Source organism: Methylobacterium sp. 142-1Y (assembly GCF_057747795.1).
In genome coordinates, this window is the sequence record NZ_CM173224.1 from 5,841,630 (window position 1) to 5,866,231 (window position 24,602).

Sequence of the window (24,602 nt, forward strand, 5' to 3'; positions counted from 1 at the left end):
CACTGCCATAGTCTCATGGCTTAGCCGGACAAGGTGGAAGGGCGGACGGCAACGGCAGGACGGCAGGAGCGCCTGTACGGATTGCGAAGTTGCTAGTTACATAAAGTGGGGGGATCTCACCAACCACTGCACAGTCAACTCGAAATCCCTGCTGAACACGCAGGCCGAGCAGGTTGCTCTGGAACGCGATAGCAAGAATGCCAAGTGCCCTTTCTTTTGTCAAAGGATCACCTTTGTTATTATAATACCAGTTCGCAAATTGAGATGCAAATTCGTCATACTGATACTTATACTCGTTTCTAAGCACAAACTCTAGCATATCAAATGCTATACGTCTGTCTTGCAAATTATCATCATCCGCGCGCACAGCAAAATATTTGTTATCGCGTAACTTTATTGCACTTCCATTCATAAGCTCTAAAAGAACGCCGTATATCTCTTCCCTTGAATAATTTTTATCTACGAGCCTGAATTGATCTCTATAAGCATTCGCAATATTCCGGTATTTCGCTTCGATGTCTTCTATAGACATTGGCTTCTGAGAATTTAGAAGAGTAGAAAATATTGCACCTTTTTGCCAGTCCCTCGTTGAATTCCTGATATCTACGTTAATTTCTTTGTTTTGCGACAGATAAATCGAAAGTCCTGCTAAGAGAGTCGAAGCGACTGAAATAATTAATGCAAAAATACTTATCATATGAGAGATATTTTGCGATCTTACTTGGAAATCTGCTGTTTTGTTCTGATCTGTTCGAATGCTGGGGTTTTCAGACATTTTACGCTCCGATTAAAAATCTTGGCGCAGTAAACCTTGATCCGCCCCGCCCTGTCTAGGCTAGCATAGAGGCTATTTGCGGCCGGAGCCAACTAGACATCCACACCGGACGTTTCGCATGCCGCGAACGGTAGACGCGCTTTGGAACGCGCGCATACCGCCGCAATCGAAGCGGTAAAGTCAAGTCACGAAGCCTATTGAAAATTGCTAAGTTGCATGCCAGCTTTCAGTTCACAACGAAGGAGGACGGGGCCATGCGCTCTCGTTTTGCCGCATCCACTTGTCTTTTTCTGCTATCGGCCAACTACACCTCCGCTCAAGGATTGGCTACGTGGTTCGGCGACCGCGTCGGCTTAGGTGGTGTTGGGCGAGCCATAGATAGAGGCCATGATCAAATCAAACAGGCAGTCCCGCCATATAAACATTTAGAAGAAGGCATATCAGGTGTCGTTAGGCATGGCACCGGCGAGTTGCTTGGCGAAACTGCAGGTCCTACCCTTGCCGGCCTTATCCAAGCATCGCGGAATGATGCGATAAGTGCCGGCGTCAGTCCAATTTCACCGAATATCAGAAATGCTTTGTCGGGATTTTTTCCCGATGATATTATCAATACCGTGAGATTTAGGGTTGGACTTGGAAATGATTTACTTCTCGCGTCAAATGCTTTTCGTTACGGCGATGCCATAGCCATAACCCTTGTTGATGTGATCATGTTTAAAAATGCAAATCAAGCTTTTGGAGATATAGCGCTCTGGGCACACGAACTCGGGCATGTTGAACAGTACCGCAGATGGGGCTTGATTGATTTTTCAAAGCGCTATGTCAAAGACAGTAGCGGCGTTGAGAATGAGGCAAATTCTAGAGCAAACAACTTTGTTGCCTGGCACAACAATCGCTTTCAGCAGGGGCAATATAGTCCATATTTTGGACAATCTACCAACATTTGCAGCACTCCTTACGGCCGATGCGGGATGGGACTTCCTGTCCAATATGGCACCCCCTGCGGATGCCAATCTCAATGGGGCTTGCTATATGGGGTAGCTTCAAATTAGATAAATCAGAGGCAAAATATCACAAAACGCGAGACAATGTAATATTTTTCTATCGCGCCAAGAGGTTACTATATGCCCATATTTATCAGCAATCGAAATCCAGAAAATATCAGATTTAACACATTACATCTGCGCAGCTGACCCTCCTCCACAATCAATCCCGCAGCAGATCAAGTCAGATAGATCCAAACCATACCGGGCCTGTGGTGAATAGTTCTTCCACACGCCTCCACCTACCCCCGCGGCTTCGGCGCCGCCTTCCCCGCCTGTCCCGGCGGCTGCGCACAGCCCGCCTGCTTGCCCTTGGCGCCGTCATCCTTGCCGCCCGGCACGAACATTGCCGAGACGCGCCCGCCGGCGACCGGGTCCATGTTCGCCCGGCCGGTATTCATGTCGTAGACGAGGCGCGAGCCACGGGTGACGTTCTGGCACTGGCTCAGCACCACGTTGCCGGTCAGCACGACCCGATTCGCCACCCGGTCGAACACCGCGTTGTCGCCGCTCGCCACCTGATCCTTCGACACCACCGTGACCGGGCCGGCGCAGACCACCTGGCGGATCGCGCTGCCGTCGGTCGGGTCGGAGGATTTTTCGGCCTTCTCGACCTTGGGCTCGGGCTTCGCCTCGACCTTCACGGCCTTCTCGACCGGTTTGGCCTCCACCGGCTGGGCGATGGACGCCTTCGCGTCGGGCTTCACCTCGCCCCCCTTGGCCTCGGCCCCCTTGCCCTTCGGCTCCTTCTCCTTGCGCTGGTAATGCACGGTCATGCTGGAGCAGCGGATCGTGCTCTCGCCCTGCACCGCCACGACGTTGCCGGCGAAGACAGCCTTATTCTCGCGGTCGAACACGTCGAGCCGGTCGGCGTCGATCTTGATCGGCTCCTTGCCGCCGCCGCTGCTGAAGGCGCCGAAGCCCGAGCCGGCCTCCTTCTTCTTGGGCGCGGGCGCGGGCGTCTCGGACCGCGAGGCCGACGGGAGGGCGACGACCGCGAGGGTGAGGAGCGCCGCGAGGGCCGGGAGACGGGGACGCACGGGCTACTCGTCCTTGATCTGGGCCTCGGAGGTCCGCAGCGGCGGATCCTGCTCCGAGGATTCTGGCGAAGGGGCGTGGTTGAAGACCGCCTTGACGTTGCCGACGAACGAGATGGTCTTGCCGTTCTCGGTCACGTCGAGGCCGTCGGCCTTGATCGAGCCGGTCGGCATCGTGACGGTAACCGCCTCGCGCGAGGACATCGTGCCGGCCTTGAAGTCGACATGGGCCGAGGTCAACCGCGCCTCCTGGCCCTTGTCGGTCCAGAGGCGGATGTGCTGGCTCAGGTCCAGCGCTTCCTTCTGGGTGTCGAAGATGCCGGCCGTCGCCTCGATATGGGCGAGCCCCCCCGATTCGTCGGTGGTGAGGCGCCCCAGCATGCTCTGCAATTCGATCACGAAGGGCTTGCGCACGTCCTGGAGCGCAGCCTTCGCGGTGACGACGTAGGGCCGGTTGTCCTTCGAGCGGTAGCCCGAGAGCCGCGGGCTCTCCATCGTCACCTTCGAGCCCGAGACGCCGATCCCGCCGAGGCTGACCGAGACGCCGAGATCGGCGAAGGGGTTGAGCCAGGTGCCGACCACGAGGGCGAGCCCCGCCGCCCCCGCCCCGAGGGGAATCGCGCGCCGCAGCCAGCGCACCTGGGCGCTGTGCCGACGCGCCCGCACATGGGCGCGCAGGCGCCGGGGATCGAGGCCCTGGGAAACCGTCTCGAGCGGGGAAGCTTGCAGCAAGGTCGTGACCGCCTGCATCGTACCGAGGTCCGGCGCGGAATGCGTGGGACGTCGGCCCCCATGCTCCGGCCCGGTGTCGAAGTTATGGCCGGCAGGTTACCAGAACGGCAACGCTTCGTCTCGCCCGGTCGAGGCTCAGCTATGGGCGAAGATGTCGGTCTCGTCCCATTCGAGCAGGTCGAGGCGGGCGCGGGTCGGCAGGAAGTCGAAGCAGGCCTGGGCGATCGCGGTCCGGTCCTCGCGGGCCAGCATCATGTCGAGCCGGTCGCGCAGGGCGTGGAGGTGGAGCACGTCGGAGGCCGCATAGTCGATCTGCGCCTGGGTCAGGGTGTCGGCGCCCCAATCCGAGGATTGCTGCTGCTTCGACAGGTCGACGCCGATCAGCTCGCGCACCAGGTCCTTCAGGCCGTGCCGGTCGGTATAGGTGCGGGCGAGCCGCGAGGCGATCTTGGTGCAGTAGACCGGCCCCGGCATCACGCCGAGGCGGTGGTAGAGCACCGCGAGGTCGAAGCGGGCGTAATGAAAGATCTTGGTGACCGCCGGATCGGCCATGACCCGCTTGAGCACCACCGGCTCGGGTCCGACCTTGGGGATCTGCACCACGTCGGCCTCGCCGTCGCCGCGGGAGATCTGCACCACGCAGAGCCGGTCGCGGTGGGGCTGGAGGCCGAGGGTCTCGGTATCGACCGCGATGGCCGGGCCCGGCACGTAATCGTCGGGCAGGTCGCCGCGGTGCAGGCGGTGGGGCATGGGAAAGTGCGTCCGGGGATGCGAAGGGCTGCCCCGGCGCCTAGCACCCCTCCCCATGGTCGGCAAGGATCGGCCGGCGAGGATGCCCGCCGTCAGGACTTCTGGCGGGCGATCACCTTGTCCTTGATGTCGTCGTAGACGTTCGACGGGACGATCTTCTTCGACAGGAGTTCGTCCTTGCCGCGATAGGGCCGGCCCTTGATGATCGCCTCCGAGCGCGCCGCCCCGATGCCCTTCAGGGTCTCGAGTTCCTGCTTGCTCGCGCTGTTGAGGTCGATGAGGGCGGGCTTGCCGGCTTGCGCCGGCTGCGCGGCGGGGGCGGCCTTCGGAACCTCCGGCGCCTTGGGGGCGACCGGCGCCGCGGGAGCCGTCGTGGTCGGTGCCGGCCGCGTCGTCGGGGTCGACGGGGCCGGGGTCTGGGCCAGAGCGGGGCCCGCGGCCAGGAGGGCGGTCAGCGCCAGGGCGCGGGTCAGGCGGGGAAAGCGCGTCATCGGGAAAGCTCCGATCATGCCGCCCTCAGGGCCTCCGGATCTGGAGCTTCCGGGGCGGCAGGGCCCATCATGCGACCTTCGCCGTTGAACGCCAGCTTAATGAGAGTGTATGAGGGCTTGAGCGGATTTATGGGACCGGTCCCCTAGCCAGGGCGGCGCGTCTCCTCTATAGACCCCGCTCCGATCAGGATCGCGACGCGCGCGGCGGCTCCGCCCGGGGCAGCTTCGCGCCTATTTTGTTGCACGGGAAGTAGTTCCAATGGCCGTTCCGAAGCGAAAGACCTCTCCGTCGCGGCGCGGCATGCGCCGCTCCGCCGACGCCCTCAAGGCCCCGACCTACGTCGAGGACAAGGATTCCGGCGAGCTGCGCCGCCCGCACCACATCGACCTGAAGACCGGCATGTACCGCGGTCGCCAGGTGCTGAAGGTCAAGTCCGACGCGTGATCCGGCGTGGCGGCGCTCTTGACGCGCCGCCGATGACCGGCACGGGATGACGGCGCCCCTCGCGGGCGCCGTTCTCGTTTGGAGACCCCACATCAGACCGGGGCGCGGCCGGCCCGCCACAGCCACAGGGCGGTGAGCGCGAGCAGCAGCGTCGCCAGCGCGCCGGTCAGGTCAAGGGCGTCGAGGCCCGCCCAGCGCCCCGGCCCGAGGGCGCGCACCAGCAGCGGGCCCAAGATCTGCCCGGCCGCGAAGGCGGCGGTCATCCGGGCGAGCAAGGGCGTCGGCGCGTCCGGCCGCGCCTCGCGGGCCAATTGCAGGCCCGCCATGGTGGCGAGCATGAAGGTGCCGCCGACGAGCACGGCCGAGGCCGCGACCGCCCAGAGGGCATGGACGGCGAGCGGCAGGGCGGTGCCGAGCGCCATCGTTCCTTGCGCCACCGCCCAGAGGCGCCGGCGCGGCACGCCCGCGAGGAGGCGCGCCGCCACCGCGACCGAGACGAGGGCGGCGAGGCCGAACAGCGGCCAGGCCAGGCCGAAGACCAGCGGGTCCGGCGCCAGGTCCCGCGCCATGGCCGGCAGGAACGTCGCCGGCACGATGTAGCCGAAGCCGAAGGTGCCGTAAGCGAGGACGAGGGCCCCCTGCCCCGCTCCCCGGGCGACGGACGCCGCCTCGCGCTCCGCCGGACCGGCCGGGCGCGCCCCCTGCCGGCGCGACAGGAGCCCGACGACGAGCGCGCCGAAAGCCGCCAGCGCCCCGAGTTCGAGCCACAATCGCGCCGCCGGCTGGCGCCCGCCGAGCCAGGCGAGGAGGCCGGTGAGCGCGATGCCGAGGCCGACGCCGGCATAGATCCAGGCGCCGAGCCGCGGCACCTGCCGCCGGGCGAGTTCGGCGAGGCACCAGCCGCTGGCGCAGACGAGGGCCCAGGCGCTGAATATCCCGGCCGCCGCCCGCAGGAGCGCGCCGACCGCGATCGGGACGGGGTGGCCGGCGACCGCCATCGCCAACGTCGTCAGTGCCACGCCCGCGAGGCTCACTCGCAATCCCCGGACCGGATCCCCGGAGAACCACGCCGCCGTGAGAGCCCCGACGAGGTAGCCGGCATAGTTGGCGGCCGCCCATTCGGCGCCGTCCGCCGGGTTCAATGTCCCGTCGCGCAGCATCAAGGGCAGGAGCGGCGTGAAGGCGAAGCGGCCGATGCCCATGGCGACCGCCAGCGCGATGATGCCGCCGGCGACGACAGGCCCGTGGTTCGGGCGGGCGTCGAATCGGGCGAGGGGGAGATCCGTGGTGCTCATGGGTCGACCAGACACCCGCCGTCCCTTCTTGGAAAATGAATTTTCGTGACGTATTCTTCTCTTCATGAGAATGATGGACCTCGACGACCTGCACATCTTCCGCAGCGTGGTGCGGGAGGGCGGGGTCACGCGGGCGGCGAACGTCCTGAACCGGGTGCCGTCCAACGTGACGACCCGGATCAAGCAGTTCGAGGAGCGGCTGGGCGTCGCCCTGTTCCGGCGCGAGGGCCGCACGCTCGCCCTCACCGAGGCCGGGCGCACCCTGCTCGGCCATGCCGAGAAGCTGTTGCAGCTGGCGGACCTGGCCGAGCGGGAACTGCGGGGCGGTGCCGTGCGCGGGGTGCTGCGGCTCGGCTCTCTGGAGAGCGCCGCCGGCGCCCGGCTGCCGCCGATCCTGTCGGCGTTCCACGCGCGCTATCCCGACGTCACGATCGAGCTGCAGACCGGCACGACGCGGGCGATGCTGCGCCAGTTGGAGCGCCACGAGGTCGAGGCCGCCTTCGTGTCGGAGCCGTTCGAGCGCGGAACCCTGTCGTCGATGCCGGCCTTCGACGAGGAGCTGGTGCTGATCGGCGCCAAAACTGCGGACGAGCGCGCCATGACCCGGACCGTGGTGGCCTTCCCGCATGGCTGCTCCTACCGCCAGCGCCTGTTCGACTGGCTCGCGGCGGAGGGCCGATCGCCGGAGCGGGTCCTGGAGATGAGCTCGTACCACGCCATCGTCGCCTGCGTGGCCGCCGGCACCGGGGCGGCGATCGTGCCGGCGGAGGTGCTGGACCACGCGGTGCTGGGGAGTGCCGTGGCGCGCTACAAGCTGCCGGATCCGTTGCGGCTCAACCGCACGCACCTGGTCTGGTCGGGGGAGGCCAGCCCCGCCCTGCGCTCGCTGATGGGTCTGCTGGAGGCGAGGGAGCGGGATCGGAGGGGAACCGCCTTCGAGCGGCCGTTCGAGCTGGCCAACCGAATTGACGCCCTCGATGTCGTCCCGGGGCCGCGGAGCGGAACCCGGGATCGATAATCGCCGGCGATGCAGGAAAAAGCGGAACGCTGGTCGCCTTGTCTGGCACCGTCGGCGGTGATGGATCCCGGGCTCTCGACTTCGTCGCGCCCCGGGGATGACGCAGCGGGTTTCTAGACGGTCGCGTGACGCGAACAATCGTCAGAGACCGCGGCCGGCCGCATAAAGCTCCGAGGCCACCCGCGACCGATCGAGGCGCGACGGCCTCAAGGTCCCGGTCGGGCCATCGATCAGCTGGACCAGGAAGGTCGCCAGGGGCCGGGCCGGAAGCACCCGGGGGCCGGCGGGCCGGTCGGGCTCCGGAGACCCGGTCGGGACGAGGGCCCGGCCGGTGGCGTCCGGATCCGGGACGGGCGTATCGGGCTGGGACATGCCGGAGGCTCCGCGAGGCGACGACGGACCAAAGCCGCAAGCCGCCTGCCGTGTTCCCTCTGTGCCCGCTTCCTTCTTCGCCGCGCGACTCCTCGGCCGCGCTACCTCTTGGCCGCGCTACTTCTTCGCCAGGGCCTCGAGCCGGCTCTGCATCTCGGCCATCTGGCGTTTGATATCGTCGAGCTCGCCCTTCGGGGCGGCCGAAGCGGGTACCGGCGCCTCGGCCGGCTTGTCGCCGCCGGCCGGCTGGCCGCCGGCGCCGAACGGCGTGAACATCCGCATCGCCTCGCTGAAGAAGCTCATGTTGGCGCGGACCTGCTCCTCCATGGCGTGCTGGAAGGCGGTGGGGCCGAAGGTCTGGGACATCTTCTCGCGCAGGCCGTCCTGCTCGCGGGCGAGATGGTCCATGGAATATTCGAGGAAGCTCGGCACCATCGCCCGCATGCTGTCGCCGTAGAAGCGGATCAGCTGGCGCAGGAAGGCCACCGGGAGCAGGTTCTCGGCGCCGGCCTTGTTCTCCTGCTCGAAGATGATCTGGGTCAGCACCGAGCGGGTGATGTCCTCGCCCGACTTGGCATCGTAGACCACGAAGTCCTCGCCGGCCTGCACCATCGCGGCGAGGTCCTCGAGCGTGACGTAGGTCGAGGTGCCCGTGTGGTAGAGACGCCGGTTGGCGTACTTCTTGATGACGGTGGGTGTCGACTTGCCGCTGTCCGCCATCGGTACGCTGTCTCCCTGTTGGCGAACCCGGCGGGAATTGGACGGCGCCGGGCGAGCCGAATTTTCACCGGTTCTCATGATTGGACCTTAAGGCCTTCGTGCGCTGGCGAAAATAGCAATCTGCGCGCCGTCCACGCAAACTGGCCGCGCTGCCAGCGCGAGAACCGGCCGTGCACGCCTTGACTTCGCGCAGGGCAACGCTTTCATCCACGCCAAAGCGCGCGGGATCGACGCAGCCGCCGACCCGCGACGCTGGGTGAGGATGCAAGAGGAGAGGCGCATGGCCGAGAAGACAGATATCGTCATCGTGGGGGCCGCCCGCACCCCGGTGGGTTCGTTCAACGGGGCCTTCGCCACCGTGCCGGCCCACAAGCTCGGCGCGGTCGCCATCAAGGCCGCCCTGGAGCGCGCCAAGGTCTCCCCCGAGGAGGTCGACGAGGTGATCTTCGGCCAGGTGCTCGCCGCGGGCGAAGGCCAGAACCCGGCCCGCCAGGCCGCCATGGCCGCCGGCATCCCGCAGGAGAAGACCGCCTGGGGCCTCAACCAGCTCTGCGGCTCAGGGCTCCGCACCGTCGCGGTCGGCATGCAGCAGATCGCCAACGGCGACGCCGACATCATCGTGGCCGGCGGCCAGGAATCGATGTCGATGGCCCCGCACGCCCAGTACCTGCGCGGCGGCCAGAAGATGGGCGACCTCAAGCTCATCGACACGATGCTGAAGGACGGCCTGATGGACGCCTTCAACGGCTACCACATGGGCAACACCGCCGAGAACATCGCCCAGCAGTGGCAGCTGACCCGCGAGGAGCAGGACGCCTTCGCGGCCCGCTCGCAGAACAAGGCCGAGGCGGCCAAGAAGGACGGCCGCTTCAAGGACGAGATCGCCCCCGTCACCGTGCCCGGCCGCAAGGGCGACGTGGTGGTCGATACCGACGAGTATATCCGCGAGGGCGCGACCCCCGAGGGCATGGCCAAGCTCAAGCCCGCCTTCTCGAAGGACGGCACCGTCACCGCCGGCAACGCGTCGGGCATCAACGACGGCGCCGCCGCCCTGGTGCTGATGTCGGCGGCCGAGGCCGAGAAGCGTGGCCTCAAGCCGCTGGCCCGCATCGCCTCCTGGGCCACCGCCGGCGTCGACCCGAAGATCATGGGCACCGGCCCGATCCCGGCCTCGCGCAAGGCCCTCGAGAAGGCCGGCTGGAAGGCCTCCGACCTCGACCTGATCGAGGCCAACGAGGCTTTCGCCGCCCAGGCGCTCGCGGTCAACAAGGACCTGGGCTTCGACGACGCGAAGGTCAACGTGAACGGCGGCGCCATCGCCATCGGCCACCCGATCGGCGCGTCGGGCGCCCGCGTCCTCGTCACCCTGCTGCACGAGATGCAGCGCCGCGACGCCAAGAAGGGCCTCGCCACCCTCTGCATCGGCGGCGGCATGGGCGTCGCCATGTGCCTCGAGCGTTGAGCGCTGAAGTCACGCTGAAATATTAGCCGCGTGGCGAAGGGCGGCCGGGAGCCCGGCCGCCCCCTTACAGTTAGTACTTAAAGAAGCGGGACAGCACCCGCCTTCGTTGTGGAACGGCCGCCTTCCGTAAAGTACGACGGATTCGCGCCGAGGGATGAAATCGCTCGCACGTCCAAGAGGAGAGGGCACATGGCAGAACGCGTCGCATTGGTCACCGGCGGCACCCGCGGCATCGGCGCTGCGATCTCGAAAGGTCTCAAGGAGGCCGGATACAAGGTCGCGGCCAATTACGGCGGCAACGACGACGCCGCTCAGGCCTTCAAGGCCGAGACCGGCATCCCGGTCTTCAAGTTCGACGTCGGCGATCCGGCGGCCTGCGAGGCCGGCATCCGCGCGGCGGAGGCCGAGCTCGGCCCGATCGAAATCCTGGTCAACAATGCCGGCATCACCCGCGACGGCATGTTCCACAAGATGACCTTCGAGCAGTGGCAGGCGGTGATCCGCACCAATCTCGACTCGATGTTCACCTGCACCCGTCCGCTGATCGACGGCATGCGCTCGCGGGGCTTCGGCCGCATCATCCTGATCTCGTCCATCAACGGCCAGAAGGGCCAGATGGGCCAGACCAACTACTCCGCCGCCAAGGCCGGCGTGATCGGCTTCGCCAAGGCGCTGGCGCAGGAGAACGCCAACAAGGGCATCACCGTCAACGTGATCGCGCCGGGCTACATCGGCACCGAGATGGTGAAGGCGATCCCCGAGGAGGTGCTGAAGGCCAAGATCCTGCCGCACATCCCGGTCGGCCGCCTCGGCGAGGCCGAGGAGATCGCCCGCGCGGTCGAGTTCCTGGCCGGCGAGCAGGCGGGCTTCATCACCGGCTCGACCCTGACCATCAACGGCGGCCAGTACTTCGCCTGATCGGGTTGGGGGCGCCGGTTGGCGCCCCCACTTCGCTTTACTGCGTCAACGGGCAGCCGCTCGCCTTGGCCGACAGGAAAGCCTTGTCGCCCGGGATCGTCGCCAGCAGCTTGTAATAGTCCCACGGCGCCTTCGACTCGGCCGGCGACTTGACCTGGAACAGGTACATGTCGTGGACCATGCGGCCATTGGCCTGCACCGTGCCGCCGCGGCCGAAGAAATCGTCGACCTTCAATTCGCGCATCTTGGCCGCCACCGCGTCGGTGTCGTCGGTGCCGGCGGCCTTCACGGCCTTGAGATAGTGGGTGACGGACGAGTAGGTGCCGGCCTGGATCATGTTCGGCATCTTGCCGGTGCGGGCCATGTAGCGCTTGGCGAAGCCCCGGGCCTGGTCGTCGAGATCCCAGTAATAGCCTTCGGTCAGCACGATGCCCTGCGCCGCCTTGAGGCCGAGACCGTGCACTTCGGCCAGGGTGAACAGCAGGGCCGCGAGGCGCTGGCCGCCCTGGACGATGCCGAATTCCGACGCCTGCTTGATCGCGTTGGCGGTGTCGAGGCCGGCATTGGCAAGCCCGATGATCTTGGCACCCGACCCTTGGGCCTGGAGCAGGAACGAGGAGAAGTCCTGCGCGCTCAAGGGGTGGCGCACGGAGCCCACCACCTTGCCGCCCTTCTGGGTGACGTATTGCGTCACGTCGGCCTGGAGCGCGGTGCCGAAGGCGTAATCGGCGGTGAGAAAGAACCAGGTGTCGCCGCCGGTCTCGACCAGGGAGCCGCCGGTGCCGACCGCCAGCGCGTGGGTGTCGTAGGCCCAGTGGAAGCCGTACGGCGTGCACTGCTTGCCGGTGAGATCGGACGTGGCGGCCCCGTCCACGATCGTGATCTTGCGCTTCTCCTTCGACAGGCCCTGCACGGCGAGGGCCACCGAGGAGGTGGTCAGTTCCATGATCGCATCGACCTTGTCGGTGTCGTACCACTGCCGGGCGATGTTCGAGGCCACGTCCGGCTTGTTCTGGTGGTCGGCATCGACGATCTGCACCGGCACGTCGAGGACCTTGCCCCCGAAATCCTCGACAGCCATCTTCGCCGCCTCGACGGAGCCGCGGCCGCCGAAATCGGCGTAGACGCCGGACTGGTCGTTGAGGATGCCGATCTTCACCACGCCGTCGGAGGCGCCTTTGGGCGCCGCAGTCTGGGCCTGCGCGGCGACGGCGAAGACCAGCCCCGCGGCGAGTGCGGTGGTGCGGGCGAGCACCCGGCTCAAGCGTGTCATGTCGTTCCTCCCCGGCCGCTTGCCTGTCCGCTGCGGCCCTCGTTCGACCCGTGTGGCCGCAGCGCAGCTAGGGCGGTGCCGAGACAGGAATCAAGCGGCGTCGCAGGCCCCCTCCCCCCGTCTTTCGCAGCACGGCCAAGTTGGTCCGCGAGGACCGCTGCCTTTTGGGTGCACGGCTCCCTATATGGGCCTATAAGGCGCCCGCGGCGCGCGCCACTACCGTTACGATCGATCGCAGGTTCACGATGCTGGGTTCCCTTGCCAAGAAGATCTTCGGGTCGTCCAACGACCGCCGGGTGAAGGGATACCGACCCCGCGTCCAGGCGATCAACGCCCTCGAGCCCGAGCTGGCGGCCCTGACCGACGAGGCTCTGCGCGCCCGCACCGACATGCTGAAGGCCGAGCTCGCCGCCGGCAAGACGCTCGACGACATCCTGGTCCCGGCCTTCGCCACGGTGCGCGAGGCGGCCAAGCGCGTGCTCGGCCAGCGCCACTTCGACGTGCAGATGATCGGCGGCATGGTGCTGCACGAGAGCGGCATCGCCGAGATGAAGACCGGCGAGGGCAAGACCCTGGTGGCGACGCTCGCCACCTATCTCAACGCCCTGTCGGGCAAGGGCGTCCACGTCGTCACCGTCAACGACTACCTCGCCCGCCGCGACGCGGAATGGATGGGCCGGGTCTACCGTTTCCTGGGGCTCACCACCGGCATCATCGTCCACGGCCTCGACGACGCCGAGCGCAAGGCGGCGTACGCCTGCGACATCACCTACGGCACCAACAACGAGTACGGCTTCGACTATCTTCGCGACAACATGAAGTACGAGCTGGGCCAGATGGTCCAGCGCGGGCACAACTTCGCGATCGTCGACGAGGTCGATTCGATCCTGATCGACGAGGCGCGCACGCCGCTGATCATCTCGGGTCCGATCGACGACCGCTCCGATCTCTACACCATGATCGACGCGGTGATGCCGCGGCTCAAGCGCGAGGATTACGACCTCGACGAGAAGCAGCGCACCGTCTCGCTGACCGAGGACGGCAACGAGCACATCGAGGAATTGCTGCGCGAGGCCGGCATCCTCAAGGAGGGCGACCTCTACGACGCCCACAACGTGACGCTGGTCCACCACGTCAACCAGGCGCTCCGCGCCCATACCCTGTTCACCCGCGACAAGGACTACATCGTCCGCAACGACGAGGTGGTCATCATCGACGAGTTCACCGGCCGCATGATGCCCGGCCGGCGCTACTCGGAAGGGCTGCACCAGGCGCTGGAGGCCAAGGAGCGGGTCGAGATCCAGCCCGAGAACCAGACGCTGGCCTCGATCACCTTCCAGAACTATTTTCGCCTGTACAAGCACCTCGCCGGCATGACCGGCACCGCCTCGACCGAGGCGGACGAGTTCCACGAGATCTACAACCTCGAAGTGGTCGAGATCCCGACAAACAAGGAGGTCGAGCGCGTCGACGAGGACGACGAGGTCTACCGCACCGTCGACGAGAAATACGCCGCGATCATCAAGGAGATCGACAAGGCGCATGCCCGCCTCCAGCCGGTGCTGGTCGGCACCGGGTCGATCGAGCGCTCGGAGCACATCGCCGGCCTCCTGGTGAAGCACGGCTACACGCCGCTCGACTACAGCGACCCGTCGGCGCTGGAGGACGTCTATGCGGCGGCCCGCGAGGGCCGGGTGACCAAGCGCTTCGCGGTGCTGAATGCCCGCTTCCACGAGCAGGAGGCCTACATCGTGGCCGAGGCGGGCGTGCCCGGCGCGATCACCATCGCCACCAACATGGCCGGCCGCGGCACCGACATCAAGCTCGGCGGCAACCTCGACATGCGGATCGAGCAGGAGCTCGCCGACGTCCCCGAGGGGCCGGAGCGCGACGCCCGCATCGCCACCCTGAAGGCCGAGATCGAGCAGAACCGCGCCAAGGTCCTGGCCTCCGGCGAGCCCGCCGACCCGGCGGCCGGTCGTAAAGTCGCGCTGCCCGGCGGCCTCTACATCGTCGGCACCGAGCGCAACGAGAGCCGGCGCATCGACAACCAGCTGCGCGGCCGCTCCGGCCGCCAGGGCGATCCCGGCCGCTCGAAGTTCTACCTCTCGCTTCAGGACGACCTGATGCGGATCTTCGGCTCCGACCGCATGGACGGCATGCTCCAGCGCCTCGGGCTCGAGGAGGGCGAGGCGATCATCCATCCCTGGATCAACAAGGCGATCGCCAAGGCGCAGCAGAAGGTCGAAGCCCGCAACTTCGACATGCGCAAGAACGTGCTCAAGTACGACAACGTCATGAACGACCAGCGCAAGGTCGTGTTCGAGCAGCGCCGCGAGTTCATGGCGCAGGACAGCGTGCGCGAGACCGTCGACGAGATGCGCCAGGGCGTGATCGACGACGTGGTGGCGCGCCACGTGCCCGAGGACGCCTATCCGGAGCAGTGGGACATCGCGGGCCTGCGCGAGAGCGTGACCCGCGACCTCAATCTCGACGTGCCGGTCGAGGAATGGGCCAAGGAAGAGGGCATCGCCGACGAGGAGATCCGCGAGCGCCTGCGCAAGGCCGCCGACGACGCTTACGCCGAGCGCACCGCCCGCAACACCCCGGAGGTGATGGCCTATGTCGAGAAGCAGGTCCTGCTCCAGAGCCTCGACCATCTCTGGCGCGAGCACCTCGTCACCCTCGACCACCTGCGCCAGGTGATCGGCTGGCGCGGCATCGCCCAGCGCGATCCGCTCAACGAGTACAAGTCGGAGGCGTTCGACCTCTTCAACAGCCTGGTGGGCTCGCTTCGCGAGCAGGTGACCGGCCAGCTGATGCGGGTCGAGATCATGTACCAGGAGCCGGAGCAGCCGAGCCTGCCGCCGATGTTCCCCCAGCACCTCGACCCGGTGACCGGCGAGAACGAGTTCGCCTTCGCGGAGGGCCCGGCGGGCGGCGGCGGCGGCGCCTACGAGTATGCCGGCCAGGCACTCAACTCGGACGCGCCGGTGCTGGAGCGCAAACCCGACGACGAGACGACCTGGGGTCGCGTCGGCCGCAATGAGCCCTGCCCGTGCGGCTCGGGCAAGAAGTACAAGCACTGCCACGGCCGCTTCGCCGCGGAGGTGTGATCGTCAGCTCGCCGATGAACCTTCCCCCCTCTGCGGGGGAAAAGAATGGCGCGGGTCCTCTCCTCTCCCCGCGGGCGGGGAGAGGGCCGCGTCACCGTCCAGGGGACGCGGCGAGCGGAGGCGAAAGCCGGAGCGAGGGTGAGGGGGTGTTTCCGGAGGAGCCACATCCTGAAACTCCCCCTTACCATCGCCCTACGGGCTACCTTCGCCCCCGACCAGGGGGGCAAAGGCCTCTCCCCGCCCGCGGGGAGAGGGTAAACCTGCGCCTTTTTATTCCCCCGGACAGCCTTGCGCAGGGAGAAGGATTGCCAGACGGCATCCGGCAAGCCTCACCCCGCCACCCGCACCTCCGGTGACCGTTCCCCCACGATCCCCCGCGCCCCCTCGGCGATCAGCCGGGTGACGAGATCGGCGTAATCCGCCCGGGTCAGTCCGGCGCCGGGCTTGAACCAGAGATAGTGCCAGTTGACCATGCCGAAGAACGACATGGTCACGGGCTTGAGCAAGGGCGTCCCGGCGAGGTGCGGTGCCACTCCGGCAATCGCCTCGGAGAACAGCCGCACCAATTCGCGCTCGCTCGCCTTCAGCTCCGCCTGCCGCTCGGGCGGGAGCAGGCCGAGATGGTTGATCTGCACCTTGTGCTGGGCGTCGGCATCCCGGTAGGCCTCGAGCAGCGCCTCGGCGAGGCCGCGCAGGCGCGGCTCCGGCGCGAGGCCCGGACGGTCGGCGGCCTCGACGGCTTCCAGCAGCTCCTCCAGGTGGAGCCGGATCACGTCGAACAGGATCTCGTCCTTGTCGCGATAGTAGTGATACAGGTTCGCCTTCGAGACGCCGCAGGCCTCGGCGATCCGGCTCATCGAGGCGCGGTCGTAGCCGTGGGCGGCAAAGAGTTCGGCCGAGCGATCGAGGATCGCCCGGCGCTTGTCGTCGTAGTCGCTGGCGCGGGTGCGGGCCATGGGGTCTCGTCGCTACTGGTTCTGTCGTGACTCGCGCGGGCGCTGGTCGATGACCCGGCGGGCCTTGCCCAGCGAGCGCTCGATTCCCCCCGGCGGCAGCACCTCGACCGTCGTGGTGACGCCGATCGTGTCCTTGACCGCCTGGCAGAGCCGGTCGGCCGCGGCCTCGCGCAAATCCGCGATGTCGGCCTCCGGCCGCGCCTCGACGCGGATCGTCATGGTGTCCATCCGGCCCTCGCGCGCCAGCACCACCTGGTAATGCGCCGAGAGCGCCGGGATCGTCAGGATCTTCTCCTCGATCTGGCTCGGAAAGACGTTGACCCCGCGCACGATCATCATGTCGTCGGAGCGGCCGGTGATCTTCTCCATCCGCCGCATCGCCCGGGCGGTGCCGGGGAGCAGCCGGGTCAGGTCGCGGGTGCGGTAGCGGATCACCGGCATCGCCTGCTTGGTGAGCGAGGTGAAGACCAGCTCCCCCTCCTCCCCGTCCGGCAGGACCGCGCCGGTGCGCGGATCGACGATCTCCGGGTAGAAGTGGTCCTCCCAGATGTGCAGGCCGTCCTTGGTCTCGACGCACTCGCTCGCCACCCCCGGTCCCATCACCTCGGACAGGCCGTAGATGTCGACGGCGTGGAGGTCGAACGCCTCCTCGATCTCCTGGCGCATGGCGTTGGTCCAGGGCTCGGCCCCGAAGATGCCGACCTTGAGCGAGGAGGCCCGCGGGTCGAGCCCCTGGCGGCGGAACTCGTCGAGGATCGCCAGCATGTAGGACGGCGTCACCATGATGATGTCGGGCCGGAAATCCTGGATCAGCTGGACCTGGCGCTCGGTCATGCCGCCCGACATCGGGATCACCGTGCAGCCGAGGCGCTCGGCACCGTAATGGGCGCCCAATCCCCCGGTGAACAGGCCGTAGCCGTAGGCGACGTGGACCAGCATCCCGGGCCGCCCGCCGGCGGCGCGGATCGAGCGCGCCACCACGTCGGCCCAGATGTCGATGTCGGCCTTGGTGTAGCCGACCACCGTCGGCTTGCCGGTGGTGCCGGATGACGCGTGGATGCGCGACACCTGCTCGCGCGGCACCGCGAACATCCCGAATGGGTAGTTCGCCCGGAGATCCGCCTTGGCGGTGAAGGGAAAGCGGGCGAGGTCGGGGAGATCCTGGAAATCGCGCGGGTGCACGCCGGCGGCGTCGAAGGCGGCACGGTAATGCGGCACGTTGGCGTAGGCGTGGTGCAGGGTCTCGCGCAGCTTCTCGCGCTGCCAGGCGGCGAGCTCAGGCCTGGAGGCGGTCTCGAACCGGTCGAGCTCGGAAGCCTCCGGGACCATGCGGGTGAGCTTGCGGGGGGCGATCTGGAGCATGGCGTTTCTCCCTGAAATATTTTTTGACTTTCCATTCGTAGATTAACCCGATCATCCCACTTGCGACCTCATCCTGAGGTGCGAGCGAAGCGAGCCTCGAAGGAGGGCTCCAGAAGTCTTTCGATCCCTGGAGCCCTCCTTCGAGGTCAGTCGATTTTCAATCGACTGACACCTCAGGATGAGGTCGCGGGTGGGATAAGGGGATGATGGCGTTCAGCCAGGCTCCGACCGGGCAGACGGCACAGCCCCACCCTCCCCCGCCCGCACCGTCCCCGGCACGGTCCGCGAATGCCCGCGGAACTCCGCCACCACGTGGCCCTCCGCATCGGTCACCGTCACGTCGGTGATGCCGGAGCGCCCCTCGCGCACCCGCTCGACGGCCCGCGCCGTCAGCACCTCGCCGCGCTTCCCCGGCCGCAGGAAGGTGACGGCGCAGGCTTGCGCCACCGCCCGCTGATCGTAGGCGTTGCACGCGAAGGCGAAGGCCGAATCGGCCAGCGCGAAGATGAAGCCGCCGTGGCACGAGCCGTGGCCGTTCGTCATGTCGTCGCGCACCCGCATCGACAGGACCGCCTCGCCCGGGCCGACATGGTCGAGGCGCATGCCGAGTCCCTGGCTCGCCCGGTCCTCCGCCCACATCGCCGCCGCGCAGGCGCGGGCAATCTCCTCCGGGCTCACCGCTTGCGCCCGGTGAAGCGGGCGGGGCGCTTCTCCAGGAAGGCGGCCACGCCCTCGCGGTAATCCGGCGAGCGCCCGGCCTCGCCCTGCAACTCGCTCTCGACCTGGAGTTGCTGGTCGAGGTCGTTCGTCTCCGAGGCGTCGAGGGCGCGGCGGATCAAGGCGAGACCGTAGGTCGGCGCCTGCGCCAGTTGCGCGGCCAGCCGATGCGCCTCGGCCATCAGGTCGGCATCGTCGATCACCCGCCAGATCATGCCCCAGGCTTCCGCCTGCTCGGCGGTGATCGGCTCGGCCAGGAGCGCCATGCCGCGGGCCCGGGCCCGGCCGGCGAGGCGCGGCAGCAGCCAGGTGCCGCCGGCATCCGGGATCAGCCCGAGCTTGGCGAAGGCCTGGAGGAACTTGGCCGAGCGCGCGGCCAGCACGAGGTCGCCGTGAAAGGCGAGGCTGGCGCCCGCCCCCGCCGCCACGCCGTTGACGGCGCAGATCAGCGGCATCGGCAGGTCGCGGATCTGCTTGACCAGCGGGTTGTAGAATTCCGCGAGGGTCCGGGAGAGGTCCGGCACGACGTCGGGCGCGAAGTTGCGGGCCGAGAGGTCCTGGCCGGCGCAGAAGCCGCGCCCCGCCCCGGTGAGGATCAGCGCCCGGCACTCCGGATCGGCGGCGGCGGCGCCGAGCGCCTCGCGGAGGGCGAGGTGCAGCGGCTCGTTGAAGGCGTTGAGCCGGTCGGGCCGGTTGAGCACCAGCACGCGGTAACCCGCGTGGCGCTCCGTCAGTACCAAGGTCTCGCTCGTCTCGCTCATGTGGTTACGCCCTCCCCGTCCCGCCGTGTCGAGCCCTTCGGAGCCGCCGGCGCGATCTATTGACCAACCGGACGGTAAATTATAAACCCCGGGGAACGAAGTCAAACGCGGATGCCGTTAGCCGAACGCCAGGGTGGACGGCGGCCGCGGGGAATTGCAAAGCAACGATCCGCGGGCCCAACGAGGCGCGCGATGCCGGCGACCGGGCTCCAACCGGCGCGGCTCCGAATGGGAGGACATGACCATGAGGCGCATCGTCTGGGCGCTCGCCCTTATCGGCCCTCTTCTGGCCGGCACCGTTCTGGCCGGACCCGTGCTGGCACAGCCGATCAAGATCGGCGTCACCATCGCCAAGACCGGCCCGGCGGCCTCGCTGGGCATCCCGCAGGCCAACACCATGACGCTGCTGCCGACCGAGATCGGCGGCCAGAAGGTCGAGTGGATCGTCCTCGACGACGCCACCGACACCACCAAGGGCGTCGCCAACGCGCGCAAGCTCGCGAGCGACGATCACGTCGATGCCATCGTCGGCTCCTCGGTGACGCCGGTCTCGCTCGCCATGGTCGAGGTCGCGGCCGAGGCCAAGGTGCCGATGATCAGCCTGGCGGCCTCGTCCAAGATCGTCGCTCCCATGGACGACAAGCGCCGCTGGGTGTTCAAGGCGCCGCAGAACGACGGCCTGATGGCCGAGGCGATCGCTACACACATGGCCAAGGCGGGGGTGAAGTCGGTCGGCTTCATCGGCTTCAACGACGCCTATGGCGACGGCTGGCTCGCCGAGATCACCCCGCGGCTCGAGGCCAAGGGCATCAAGCTCGCCGCGACCGAGCGCTACGCCCGCACCGATACCAGCGTCACCGGCCAGGTGCTGAAGGTGATGGCGGCGCGTCCCGACGCGGTGCTGATCGCCGGTTCGGGCACGCCCGCGGCGCTGCCGCAGAAGACGCTCAAGGAGCGCGGCTACGCCGGCAAGTACTACCAGACCCACGGCGTCGCCAATGCCGACTTCCTGCGCGTCGGCGGCAAGGACCTGGAAGGCACGGTGCTGCCCGCCGGCCCGCTGCTCGTCGCCGAGCAGCTTCCGGAATCGAACCCGGTGCGCAAGGTCGCCCTCGACTACACCAGGGCCTACGAGGCGAAATTCGGGGCGGGCTCGCTCGCGACCTTCGGCGGCCACGCCTACGATGCCGAGGTGCTGCTGGCGAACGCGATCCCGGTGGCGCTCAAGACCGCCAAGCCGGGTACCCCTGAGTTCCGTTCGGCGCTCCGCGACGCGATCGAGGGCTTGAAGGACGTCGTCTACACCAACGGCGTCGTCAACATGACCCCTACCGACCATGTCGGCCAGGACGACCGCGCCCGCGTGATGGTGACGATCGAGAACGGCAAGTGGAAGCTGTTGTCGGCGACGAATTGACGGGTAGGGCCGCGCCAATCGCGCCGGCAACGATCCCTTCCTCCACCTCATCCTGAGGTGTCAGTCCATCGCAGATGGACTGACCTCGAAGGAGGGCTCCAGACATCTCTGCGATCACTGGAGCCCTCCTTCGAGGCTCGTTTCACTCGCACCTCAGGATGAGGTCGCGTGTGGGATAGACATAAAAATTCGACATCTCCCACGACGCCCAGGATACCATTCCGTGGACGCCACGATCCTCCTTCTCCTCCTCCAGGACGGCGTCGTGAACGGCGCGATCTACGCGCTGATCGCCCTGTCGCTGGTCCTGGTCTTCACCGTCACCCGGGTGATCCTGATCCCGCAGGGCGAGTTCGTCGCCTACGGGGCGCTGACGCTGGCGAGCCTGGAGGCCGGCACCCTGCCGGGCACCGTGCCGCTGCTCCTCGGCCTCGGCGGCCTCGCCTTCCTGGCCGATTGTGCGGAGGGCCGCCACACCCTCGATCGCCGGACGCTCCTGCGCCTCGGCTTGCGCGACCTCGCCCTGCCGGTGATCGTCGCCGCGGCCGCCTGGATCCTGGCGCCGATGAAGCCGGGGCTCCTCGTCGAGATCCTGGTGACGCTCGCCATCGTGACGCCGATGGGCGGCTTCCTGCACGCGGTGGCGTTCCGGCCGCTGGCGCATGCCTCGGTGCTGGTGCTGCTGATCGCCTCGGTCGGCGTCCATCTGGCGCTGACGGGCCTCGGCCTCGTCTTCTTCGGCGCGGAGGGCTCGCGCACCCCGCCCCTGTCGGAGGCCTCGTTCCCGGCCGGGCCCCTGCTCATCAGCGGGCAGTCGCTGTGGATGATCGGCCTGACGCTGGCGATCATCGTCGGGCTGTGGCTGTTCTTCTCGCGCACGCTGCTCGGCAAGGCGCTGATCGCCACCGCGGTCAACCGGCTCGGGGCCCGGCTGATGGGCATCGCGCCCTCGCTCGCCGGCCGGCTCAGCTTCTCGGTCGCGGCCTTCATCGGGGCGCTCTCGGGCGTGCTGATCGCGCCGCTGACCACGGTCTATTACGACACCGGCTTCCTCATCGGCCTCAAGGGCTTCGTCGCGGCGATCATCGGCGGGCTCGCGAGCTATCCGGCGGCGGCGGCCGCGGCGATCCTCGTCGGCATCATCGAATCCGTCGCCTCGTTCGAGGCCAGTGCCTTCAAGGAGGTGATCGTGTTCATGGCGATCATCCCGGTCCTGCTCTGGCGCTCCCTGCGCTCGGCCCCGATCGAGGACGAGGAGTAAGATGCCCGCCCGCCTCACGCCCACCGGCACTCTGGCCGGCCTGACTGCGCTGGCCGTCGTCGCCCTGCCGTTCCTGCCCGGCGTGCCGCCGTTCTGGCTCACGCTGCTCACCTATGCCGGCCTCTCGGCGATCGTGGTCACCGGCCTCGTCGTGCTCACCGGGGTCGCGGGCATCACCTCCTTCGGGCAGGCGATGTTCGTCGGCATCAGCGCCTACGCCACGGCCTTGCTGACCACCCAAGGAGGGCTGTCGCCCTGGCTGTCGCTGCCGGTGGCCCTGCTGCTGTCGGGCATCGCCGCCTGGGTCATCGGCGCGATCACCCTACGCCTGTCGGGCCATTACCTGCCGCTCGGCACGATCGCCTGGAACATCTCGTTCTTCTACGTGCTCGGCAACACCGACGCGCTCGGCCGCTACGACGGCCTGACCGGCCTGCCGCCGATCGCGATCCTCGGCTATCCCGTCCTCGGCGGCGGCGAGGCGTTGCTCCTCACCTGGGGGTTCCTCGGGATCTGCCTCTGGCTCACCCACCGCCTGCTGCGCTCGCGCACCGGCCGGGCGATCCGGGCGCTGAAGGGCGGGGTCGTGGCAGCCGAATCCTTCGGGGTCGACACCGCGCGGGTGAAGATCGTCGCCTTCGTCTATGCGGCGGTGCTGGCGGCGCTCTCGGGCTGGCTCTACGCCCATATCCAGCGCGCCATCAACCCGACGCCGTTCGGCATCAATGCCGGCATCGAGTACCTGCTGATGGCGGTGATCGGCGGGGCCGGCTCGATCGGCGGCGGCGTGTTCGGCGCCGTGCTGGTGACGGTGCTGAAGGACCAGCTCCAGAACGTGCTGCCGCTGGTCTTCGGCAGTCAGGGCAACTTCGAGGCGATCGTGTTCGGGGTGCTGCTGGTGCTGATGCTCCAGCGCGCGCCGGAGGGCCTGTGGCCGCTGATCGTCCGCCGCACGGTCTCGGGGCCGCCGGATCGCGGGCCGGCCGCGGAGCCCCTGGCGCCGCGCCCGGCCGCCGCCGCCGGCACGGTCCTGCTGGAGGCCGCGAACCTCAGAAAAACCTTCGGCGGCCTCGTCGCGGTCAACGACATCGGCTTTTCGGTCGAGGCCGGCGAGGTGGTGGCGCTGATCGGACCGAACGGGGCGGGCAAGAGCACCACCTTCAACCTCGTCACCGGCGTCGCGCGGCTGACCTCCGGGGCGGTCCGGCTCGGGGGCCGCGAGGTGACCGGCCTGCCGGCCCGGCGCATCGCCCGGCTCGGCTGCGCCCGCACCTTCCAGCACGTCAAGCTCGTCGCCGGCATGTCGGCGATCGAGAACGTGGCGCTGGGCGCTCACCTGCGCGGCTCCGCCGGTCCGGTCCGCGGCGCGCTCGGGCTCGACGCGGCCGAAGAAGCCGCGCTCTTCGCCGAGGCCGAGAGCCAGCTCGCCCGGGTGGGGCTTTCCGCCTGCCGCGACCTGCCGGCGGGCAGCCTGGCGCTGGGCCAGCAGCGCATCGTCGAGATCGCCCGGGCGCTCTGCCTCGGCCCCCAGCTCCTCCTCCTCGACGAGCCGGCCGCCGGGCTTCGCCACCAGGAGAAGCAGGCGCTCGGCGACCTGCTGCGCCGCCTGCGCCAGGAAGGCCTCGGCATCCTGCTCGTCGAGCACGACATGGATTTCGTGATGGGGCTCGCCGACCGGCTGGTGGTGATGAATTTCGGCGCCAAGCTGTGCGAGGGCGCGCCCGCCACCGTGCGCCGCGATCCGGCGGTGGTCGAGGCCTATCTGGGGAGCGCCGCATGACGCAGGCCATGCTCGAAGCGGAGAACCTGTCGGTCGCCTACGGCAAGGTCGAGGCGGTGCGGGGCATCTCGCTCAGCGTCGCGCCCGGGCGGCTCGTCACGGTGCTGGGCGCCAACGGCGCCGGCAAGACCACGCTGCTGAACGCCCTGATGGGGGTGCTGCCGGCCCGCGGCCGCATCCTGTTCGAGGGGAGCGACCTGACGCGGCTGCCCGTCGAGGCGCGGGTGGCGCAGGGCCTGAGCCTGATCCCCGAGCGGCGCGAGCTGTTCGCCACGATGAGCGTCGAGGACAACCTGAAGCTCGGCGCCTTCCGGTTCCGCGGCAAAGGCGGCGGCGGCGACATCGGCGAGATGTACCGGCTCTTCCCCCGCCTCGCCGAGCGCCGGCGCCAGCACGCCGGCACGCTCTCGGGCGGCGAGCGCCAGATGCTCGCCATGGCCCGCGCCCTCATGGGCCGGCCGCGCCTGCTGATGCTCGACGAGCCGAGCCTCGGCCTCGCCCCGCTGATCGTCGCCGAGGTGATGCGCACGGTGGCGCGCCTGCGCGACGAAGGGGTGGCGATCCTCCTCGTCGAGCAGAACGCCCGCGCGGCGCTCCAGATCGCCGATCACGGCTACGTCCTCGACGGCGGCCGCGTCGTGCTCCAGGGCGACAGCCGCACGCTCCAGGGTGATGCCCGGGTGGTCGAGACCTATCTCGGCACGCTGGCGGTCGACGAGGCGCCGCAGGGGCGGGCTGCGGCAGGGCGTTGAGAGCGCCGCCCAACCGGGTTGCGACACGGGATACGACACAGTCGGCTGCGCAACCAGGAAGTGACGGCCGCCACGCATAACCCTCCCCCCTCTGCGGGGGAGGGTGGCCTACGAAGTAGGCCGGGAGAGGGGCAGCGCGACGATGCCGG

Annotated in this window: 23 protein-coding genes; 10 read left to right on the forward strand and 13 right to left on the reverse strand. The window is 67.8% G+C overall.

Annotated elements, in window-relative coordinates; all coding sequences use genetic code 11:
* Positions 1-13: 13 nt before the first annotated feature.
* Positions 14-775: a hypothetical protein gene (locus tag AC3AOF_RS26795; RefSeq protein WP_488346979.1), complete on the reverse strand. Its 762-nt coding sequence runs from the start codon at positions 773-775 to the stop codon at positions 14-16.
* Between the two features lie 254 nt (positions 776-1,029).
* Here AC3AOF_RS26795 and AC3AOF_RS26800 point away from each other — a divergent pair, with 254 nt between their 5' ends.
* The gene (locus tag AC3AOF_RS26800) at positions 1,030-1,827 is read left to right on the forward strand and encodes an eCIS core domain-containing protein (protein ID WP_488346980.1); all 798 of its coding nucleotides are present in this window, start codon (positions 1,030-1,032) and stop codon (positions 1,825-1,827) included.
* A 233-nt stretch (positions 1,828-2,060) separates the two neighbouring features.
* Here the strand turns inward: AC3AOF_RS26800 and AC3AOF_RS26805 are convergent, their stop codons facing one another.
* From AC3AOF_RS26805 to AC3AOF_RS26820, 4 genes are all read right to left on the reverse strand, one after another.
* On the reverse strand, positions 2,061-2,858 hold the full coding sequence (locus tag AC3AOF_RS26805; RefSeq protein ID WP_236987977.1) for an LptA/OstA family protein: 798 nt from the start codon (positions 2,856-2,858) through the stop codon (positions 2,061-2,063).
* A gap of 3 nt (positions 2,859-2,861) precedes the next feature.
* Entirely contained in the window at positions 2,862-3,605 is a 744-nt protein-coding gene (gene lptC / locus AC3AOF_RS26810; RefSeq protein ID WP_488346981.1) for an LPS export ABC transporter periplasmic protein LptC, read from the reverse strand.
* Positions 3,606-3,722: 117 nt separating this feature from the next.
* Entirely contained in the window at positions 3,723-4,337 is a 615-nt protein-coding gene (locus AC3AOF_RS26815) for a ribonuclease D (RefSeq protein ID WP_236987975.1), read from the reverse strand.
* Positions 4,338-4,429: 92 nt separating this feature from the next.
* Entirely contained in the window at positions 4,430-4,828 is a 399-nt protein-coding gene (locus AC3AOF_RS26820) for a ComEA family DNA-binding protein (protein WP_236987974.1), read from the reverse strand.
* Positions 4,829-5,087: 259 nt separating this feature from the next.
* Between AC3AOF_RS26820 and rpmF the strand changes: the two genes are divergently transcribed.
* Positions 5,088-5,273, forward strand: coding sequence for a 50S ribosomal protein L32 (rpmF, locus tag AC3AOF_RS26825; protein WP_048425702.1), 186 nt, complete (start codon positions 5,088-5,090; stop codon positions 5,271-5,273).
* Positions 5,274-5,365: 92 nt separating this feature from the next.
* On the opposite strand, the gene AC3AOF_RS26830 is transcribed toward rpmF, so the two are convergent.
* A complete protein-coding gene (locus tag AC3AOF_RS26830; RefSeq protein WP_488346982.1) occupies positions 5,366-6,568 on the reverse strand; it encodes a YbfB/YjiJ family MFS transporter in 1,203 nt (400 codons plus the stop codon).
* A 73-nt stretch (positions 6,569-6,641) separates the two neighbouring features.
* Between AC3AOF_RS26830 and AC3AOF_RS26835 the strand changes: the two genes are divergently transcribed.
* Positions 6,642-7,586, forward strand: a complete 945-nt coding sequence (locus tag AC3AOF_RS26835; RefSeq protein ID WP_488346983.1) for a LysR substrate-binding domain-containing protein — start codon at positions 6,642-6,644, stop codon at positions 7,584-7,586.
* A gap of 141 nt (positions 7,587-7,727) precedes the next feature.
* Here the strand turns inward: AC3AOF_RS26835 and AC3AOF_RS26840 are convergent, their stop codons facing one another.
* Both AC3AOF_RS26840 and phaR read right to left on the reverse strand, forming a co-directional pair.
* On the reverse strand, positions 7,728-7,958 hold the full coding sequence (locus tag AC3AOF_RS26840; RefSeq protein ID WP_488346984.1) for a hypothetical protein: 231 nt from the start codon (positions 7,956-7,958) through the stop codon (positions 7,728-7,730).
* A 117-nt stretch (positions 7,959-8,075) separates the two neighbouring features.
* Entirely contained in the window at positions 8,076-8,678 is a 603-nt protein-coding gene (gene phaR / locus AC3AOF_RS26845; protein ID WP_236987970.1) for a polyhydroxyalkanoate synthesis repressor PhaR, read from the reverse strand.
* A 280-nt stretch (positions 8,679-8,958) separates the two neighbouring features.
* On the opposite strand from phaR, the gene AC3AOF_RS26850 reads away from it, so the two are divergent.
* Positions 8,959-10,140 carry an acetyl-CoA C-acetyltransferase gene (locus AC3AOF_RS26850; protein WP_236987969.1) on the forward strand — a complete coding sequence of 394 codons (1,182 nt, stop codon included), beginning with the start codon at positions 8,959-8,961 and terminating at the stop codon, positions 10,138-10,140.
* Positions 10,141-10,329: 189 nt separating this feature from the next.
* A complete protein-coding gene (gene phbB / locus AC3AOF_RS26855) occupies positions 10,330-11,058 on the forward strand; it encodes an acetoacetyl-CoA reductase (RefSeq protein ID WP_488346985.1) in 729 nt (242 codons plus the stop codon).
* 37 nt (positions 11,059-11,095) lie between these two features.
* Here the strand turns inward: phbB and AC3AOF_RS26860 are convergent, their stop codons facing one another.
* Positions 11,096-12,331, reverse strand: coding sequence for an ABC transporter substrate-binding protein (locus AC3AOF_RS26860; RefSeq protein WP_236987967.1), 1,236 nt, complete (start codon positions 12,329-12,331; stop codon positions 11,096-11,098).
* A gap of 245 nt (positions 12,332-12,576) precedes the next feature.
* Between AC3AOF_RS26860 and secA the strand changes: the two genes are divergently transcribed.
* The gene (secA, locus tag AC3AOF_RS26865) at positions 12,577-15,447 is read left to right on the forward strand and encodes a preprotein translocase subunit SecA (RefSeq protein WP_488346986.1); all 2,871 of its coding nucleotides are present in this window, start codon (positions 12,577-12,579) and stop codon (positions 15,445-15,447) included.
* Positions 15,448-15,776: 329 nt separating this feature from the next.
* On the opposite strand, the gene AC3AOF_RS26870 is transcribed toward secA, so the two are convergent.
* From AC3AOF_RS26870 to paaG, 4 genes are all read right to left on the reverse strand, one after another.
* On the reverse strand, positions 15,777-16,403 hold the full coding sequence (locus tag AC3AOF_RS26870; RefSeq protein ID WP_236987965.1) for a TetR/AcrR family transcriptional regulator: 627 nt from the start codon (positions 16,401-16,403) through the stop codon (positions 15,777-15,779).
* 12 nt (positions 16,404-16,415) lie between these two features.
* Positions 16,416-17,765: a phenylacetate--CoA ligase PaaK gene (paaK, locus tag AC3AOF_RS26875; RefSeq protein ID WP_488346987.1), complete on the reverse strand. Its 1,350-nt coding sequence runs from the start codon at positions 17,763-17,765 to the stop codon at positions 16,416-16,418.
* Between the two features lie 213 nt (positions 17,766-17,978).
* Positions 17,979-18,404, reverse strand: coding sequence for a hydroxyphenylacetyl-CoA thioesterase PaaI (gene paaI, locus AC3AOF_RS26880; RefSeq protein WP_236992639.1), 426 nt, complete (start codon positions 18,402-18,404; stop codon positions 17,979-17,981).
* 35 nt (positions 18,405-18,439) lie between these two features.
* On the reverse strand, positions 18,440-19,243 hold the full coding sequence (gene paaG, locus AC3AOF_RS26885) for a 2-(1,2-epoxy-1,2-dihydrophenyl)acetyl-CoA isomerase PaaG (protein WP_488346988.1): 804 nt from the start codon (positions 19,241-19,243) through the stop codon (positions 18,440-18,442).
* Between the two features lie 244 nt (positions 19,244-19,487).
* Between paaG and AC3AOF_RS26890 the strand changes: the two genes are divergently transcribed.
* From AC3AOF_RS26890 to AC3AOF_RS26905, 4 genes are all read left to right on the forward strand, one after another.
* Entirely contained in the window at positions 19,488-20,660 is a 1,173-nt protein-coding gene (locus tag AC3AOF_RS26890) for an ABC transporter substrate-binding protein (protein ID WP_488346989.1), read from the forward strand.
* Between the two features lie 223 nt (positions 20,661-20,883).
* Positions 20,884-21,921: a branched-chain amino acid ABC transporter permease gene (locus AC3AOF_RS26895; protein ID WP_488346990.1), complete on the forward strand. Its 1,038-nt coding sequence runs from the start codon at positions 20,884-20,886 to the stop codon at positions 21,919-21,921.
* Position 21,922: 1 nt separating this feature from the next.
* Positions 21,923-23,701, forward strand: coding sequence for a branched-chain amino acid ABC transporter ATP-binding protein/permease (locus AC3AOF_RS26900; protein WP_488346991.1), 1,779 nt, complete (start codon positions 21,923-21,925; stop codon positions 23,699-23,701).
* The gene (locus tag AC3AOF_RS26905) at positions 23,698-24,453 is read left to right on the forward strand and encodes an ABC transporter ATP-binding protein (RefSeq protein WP_236987959.1); all 756 of its coding nucleotides are present in this window, start codon (positions 23,698-23,700) and stop codon (positions 24,451-24,453) included. The genes AC3AOF_RS26900 and AC3AOF_RS26905 overlap by 4 nt, the downstream gene beginning before the upstream one ends.
* Positions 24,454-24,602: the final 149 nt, after the last annotated feature.

Excerpts from the sequence above, each read along its gene's own strand:
- AC3AOF_RS26795 (WP_488346979.1), bottom strand. The coding sequence starts at position 775 with ATGTCTGAAAACCCCAGCATTCGAACAGATCAGAACAAAACAGCAGAT.
- AC3AOF_RS26800 (WP_488346980.1), top strand. The coding sequence starts at position 1,030 with ATGCGCTCTCGTTTTGCCGCATCCACTTGTCTTTTTCTGCTATCGGCC.
- lptC (WP_488346981.1), bottom strand. The coding sequence starts at position 3,605 with ATGCAGGCGGTCACGACCTTGCTGCAAGCTTCCCCGCTCGAGACGGTT.
- AC3AOF_RS26815 (WP_236987975.1), bottom strand. The coding sequence starts at position 4,337 with ATGCCCCACCGCCTGCACCGCGGCGACCTGCCCGACGATTACGTGCCG.
- AC3AOF_RS26820 (WP_236987974.1), bottom strand. The coding sequence starts at position 4,828 with ATGACGCGCTTTCCCCGCCTGACCCGCGCCCTGGCGCTGACCGCCCTC.
- rpmF (WP_048425702.1), top strand. The coding sequence starts at position 5,088 with ATGGCCGTTCCGAAGCGAAAGACCTCTCCGTCGCGGCGCGGCATGCGC.
- AC3AOF_RS26830 (WP_488346982.1), bottom strand. The coding sequence starts at position 6,568 with ATGAGCACCACGGATCTCCCCCTCGCCCGATTCGACGCCCGCCCGAAC.
- AC3AOF_RS26835 (WP_488346983.1), top strand. The coding sequence starts at position 6,642 with ATGGACCTCGACGACCTGCACATCTTCCGCAGCGTGGTGCGGGAGGGC.
- AC3AOF_RS26840 (WP_488346984.1), bottom strand. The coding sequence starts at position 7,958 with ATGTCCCAGCCCGATACGCCCGTCCCGGATCCGGACGCCACCGGCCGG.
- phaR (WP_236987970.1), bottom strand. The coding sequence starts at position 8,678 with ATGGCGGACAGCGGCAAGTCGACACCCACCGTCATCAAGAAGTACGCC.
- AC3AOF_RS26850 (WP_236987969.1), top strand. The coding sequence starts at position 8,959 with ATGGCCGAGAAGACAGATATCGTCATCGTGGGGGCCGCCCGCACCCCG.
- phbB (WP_488346985.1), top strand. The coding sequence starts at position 10,330 with ATGGCAGAACGCGTCGCATTGGTCACCGGCGGCACCCGCGGCATCGGC.
- AC3AOF_RS26860 (WP_236987967.1), bottom strand. The coding sequence starts at position 12,331 with ATGACACGCTTGAGCCGGGTGCTCGCCCGCACCACCGCACTCGCCGCG.
- secA (WP_488346986.1), top strand. The coding sequence starts at position 12,577 with ATGCTGGGTTCCCTTGCCAAGAAGATCTTCGGGTCGTCCAACGACCGC.
- AC3AOF_RS26870 (WP_236987965.1), bottom strand. The coding sequence starts at position 16,403 with ATGGCCCGCACCCGCGCCAGCGACTACGACGACAAGCGCCGGGCGATC.
- paaK (WP_488346987.1), bottom strand. The coding sequence starts at position 17,765 with ATGCTCCAGATCGCCCCCCGCAAGCTCACCCGCATGGTCCCGGAGGCT.
- paaI (WP_236992639.1), bottom strand. The coding sequence starts at position 18,404 with ATGTGGGCGGAGGACCGGGCGAGCCAGGGACTCGGCATGCGCCTCGAC.
- paaG (WP_488346988.1), bottom strand. The coding sequence starts at position 19,243 with ATGAGCGAGACGAGCGAGACCTTGGTACTGACGGAGCGCCACGCGGGT.
- AC3AOF_RS26890 (WP_488346989.1), top strand. The coding sequence starts at position 19,488 with ATGAGGCGCATCGTCTGGGCGCTCGCCCTTATCGGCCCTCTTCTGGCC.
- AC3AOF_RS26900 (WP_488346991.1), top strand. The coding sequence starts at position 21,923 with ATGCCCGCCCGCCTCACGCCCACCGGCACTCTGGCCGGCCTGACTGCG.
- AC3AOF_RS26905 (WP_236987959.1), top strand. The coding sequence starts at position 23,698 with ATGACGCAGGCCATGCTCGAAGCGGAGAACCTGTCGGTCGCCTACGGC.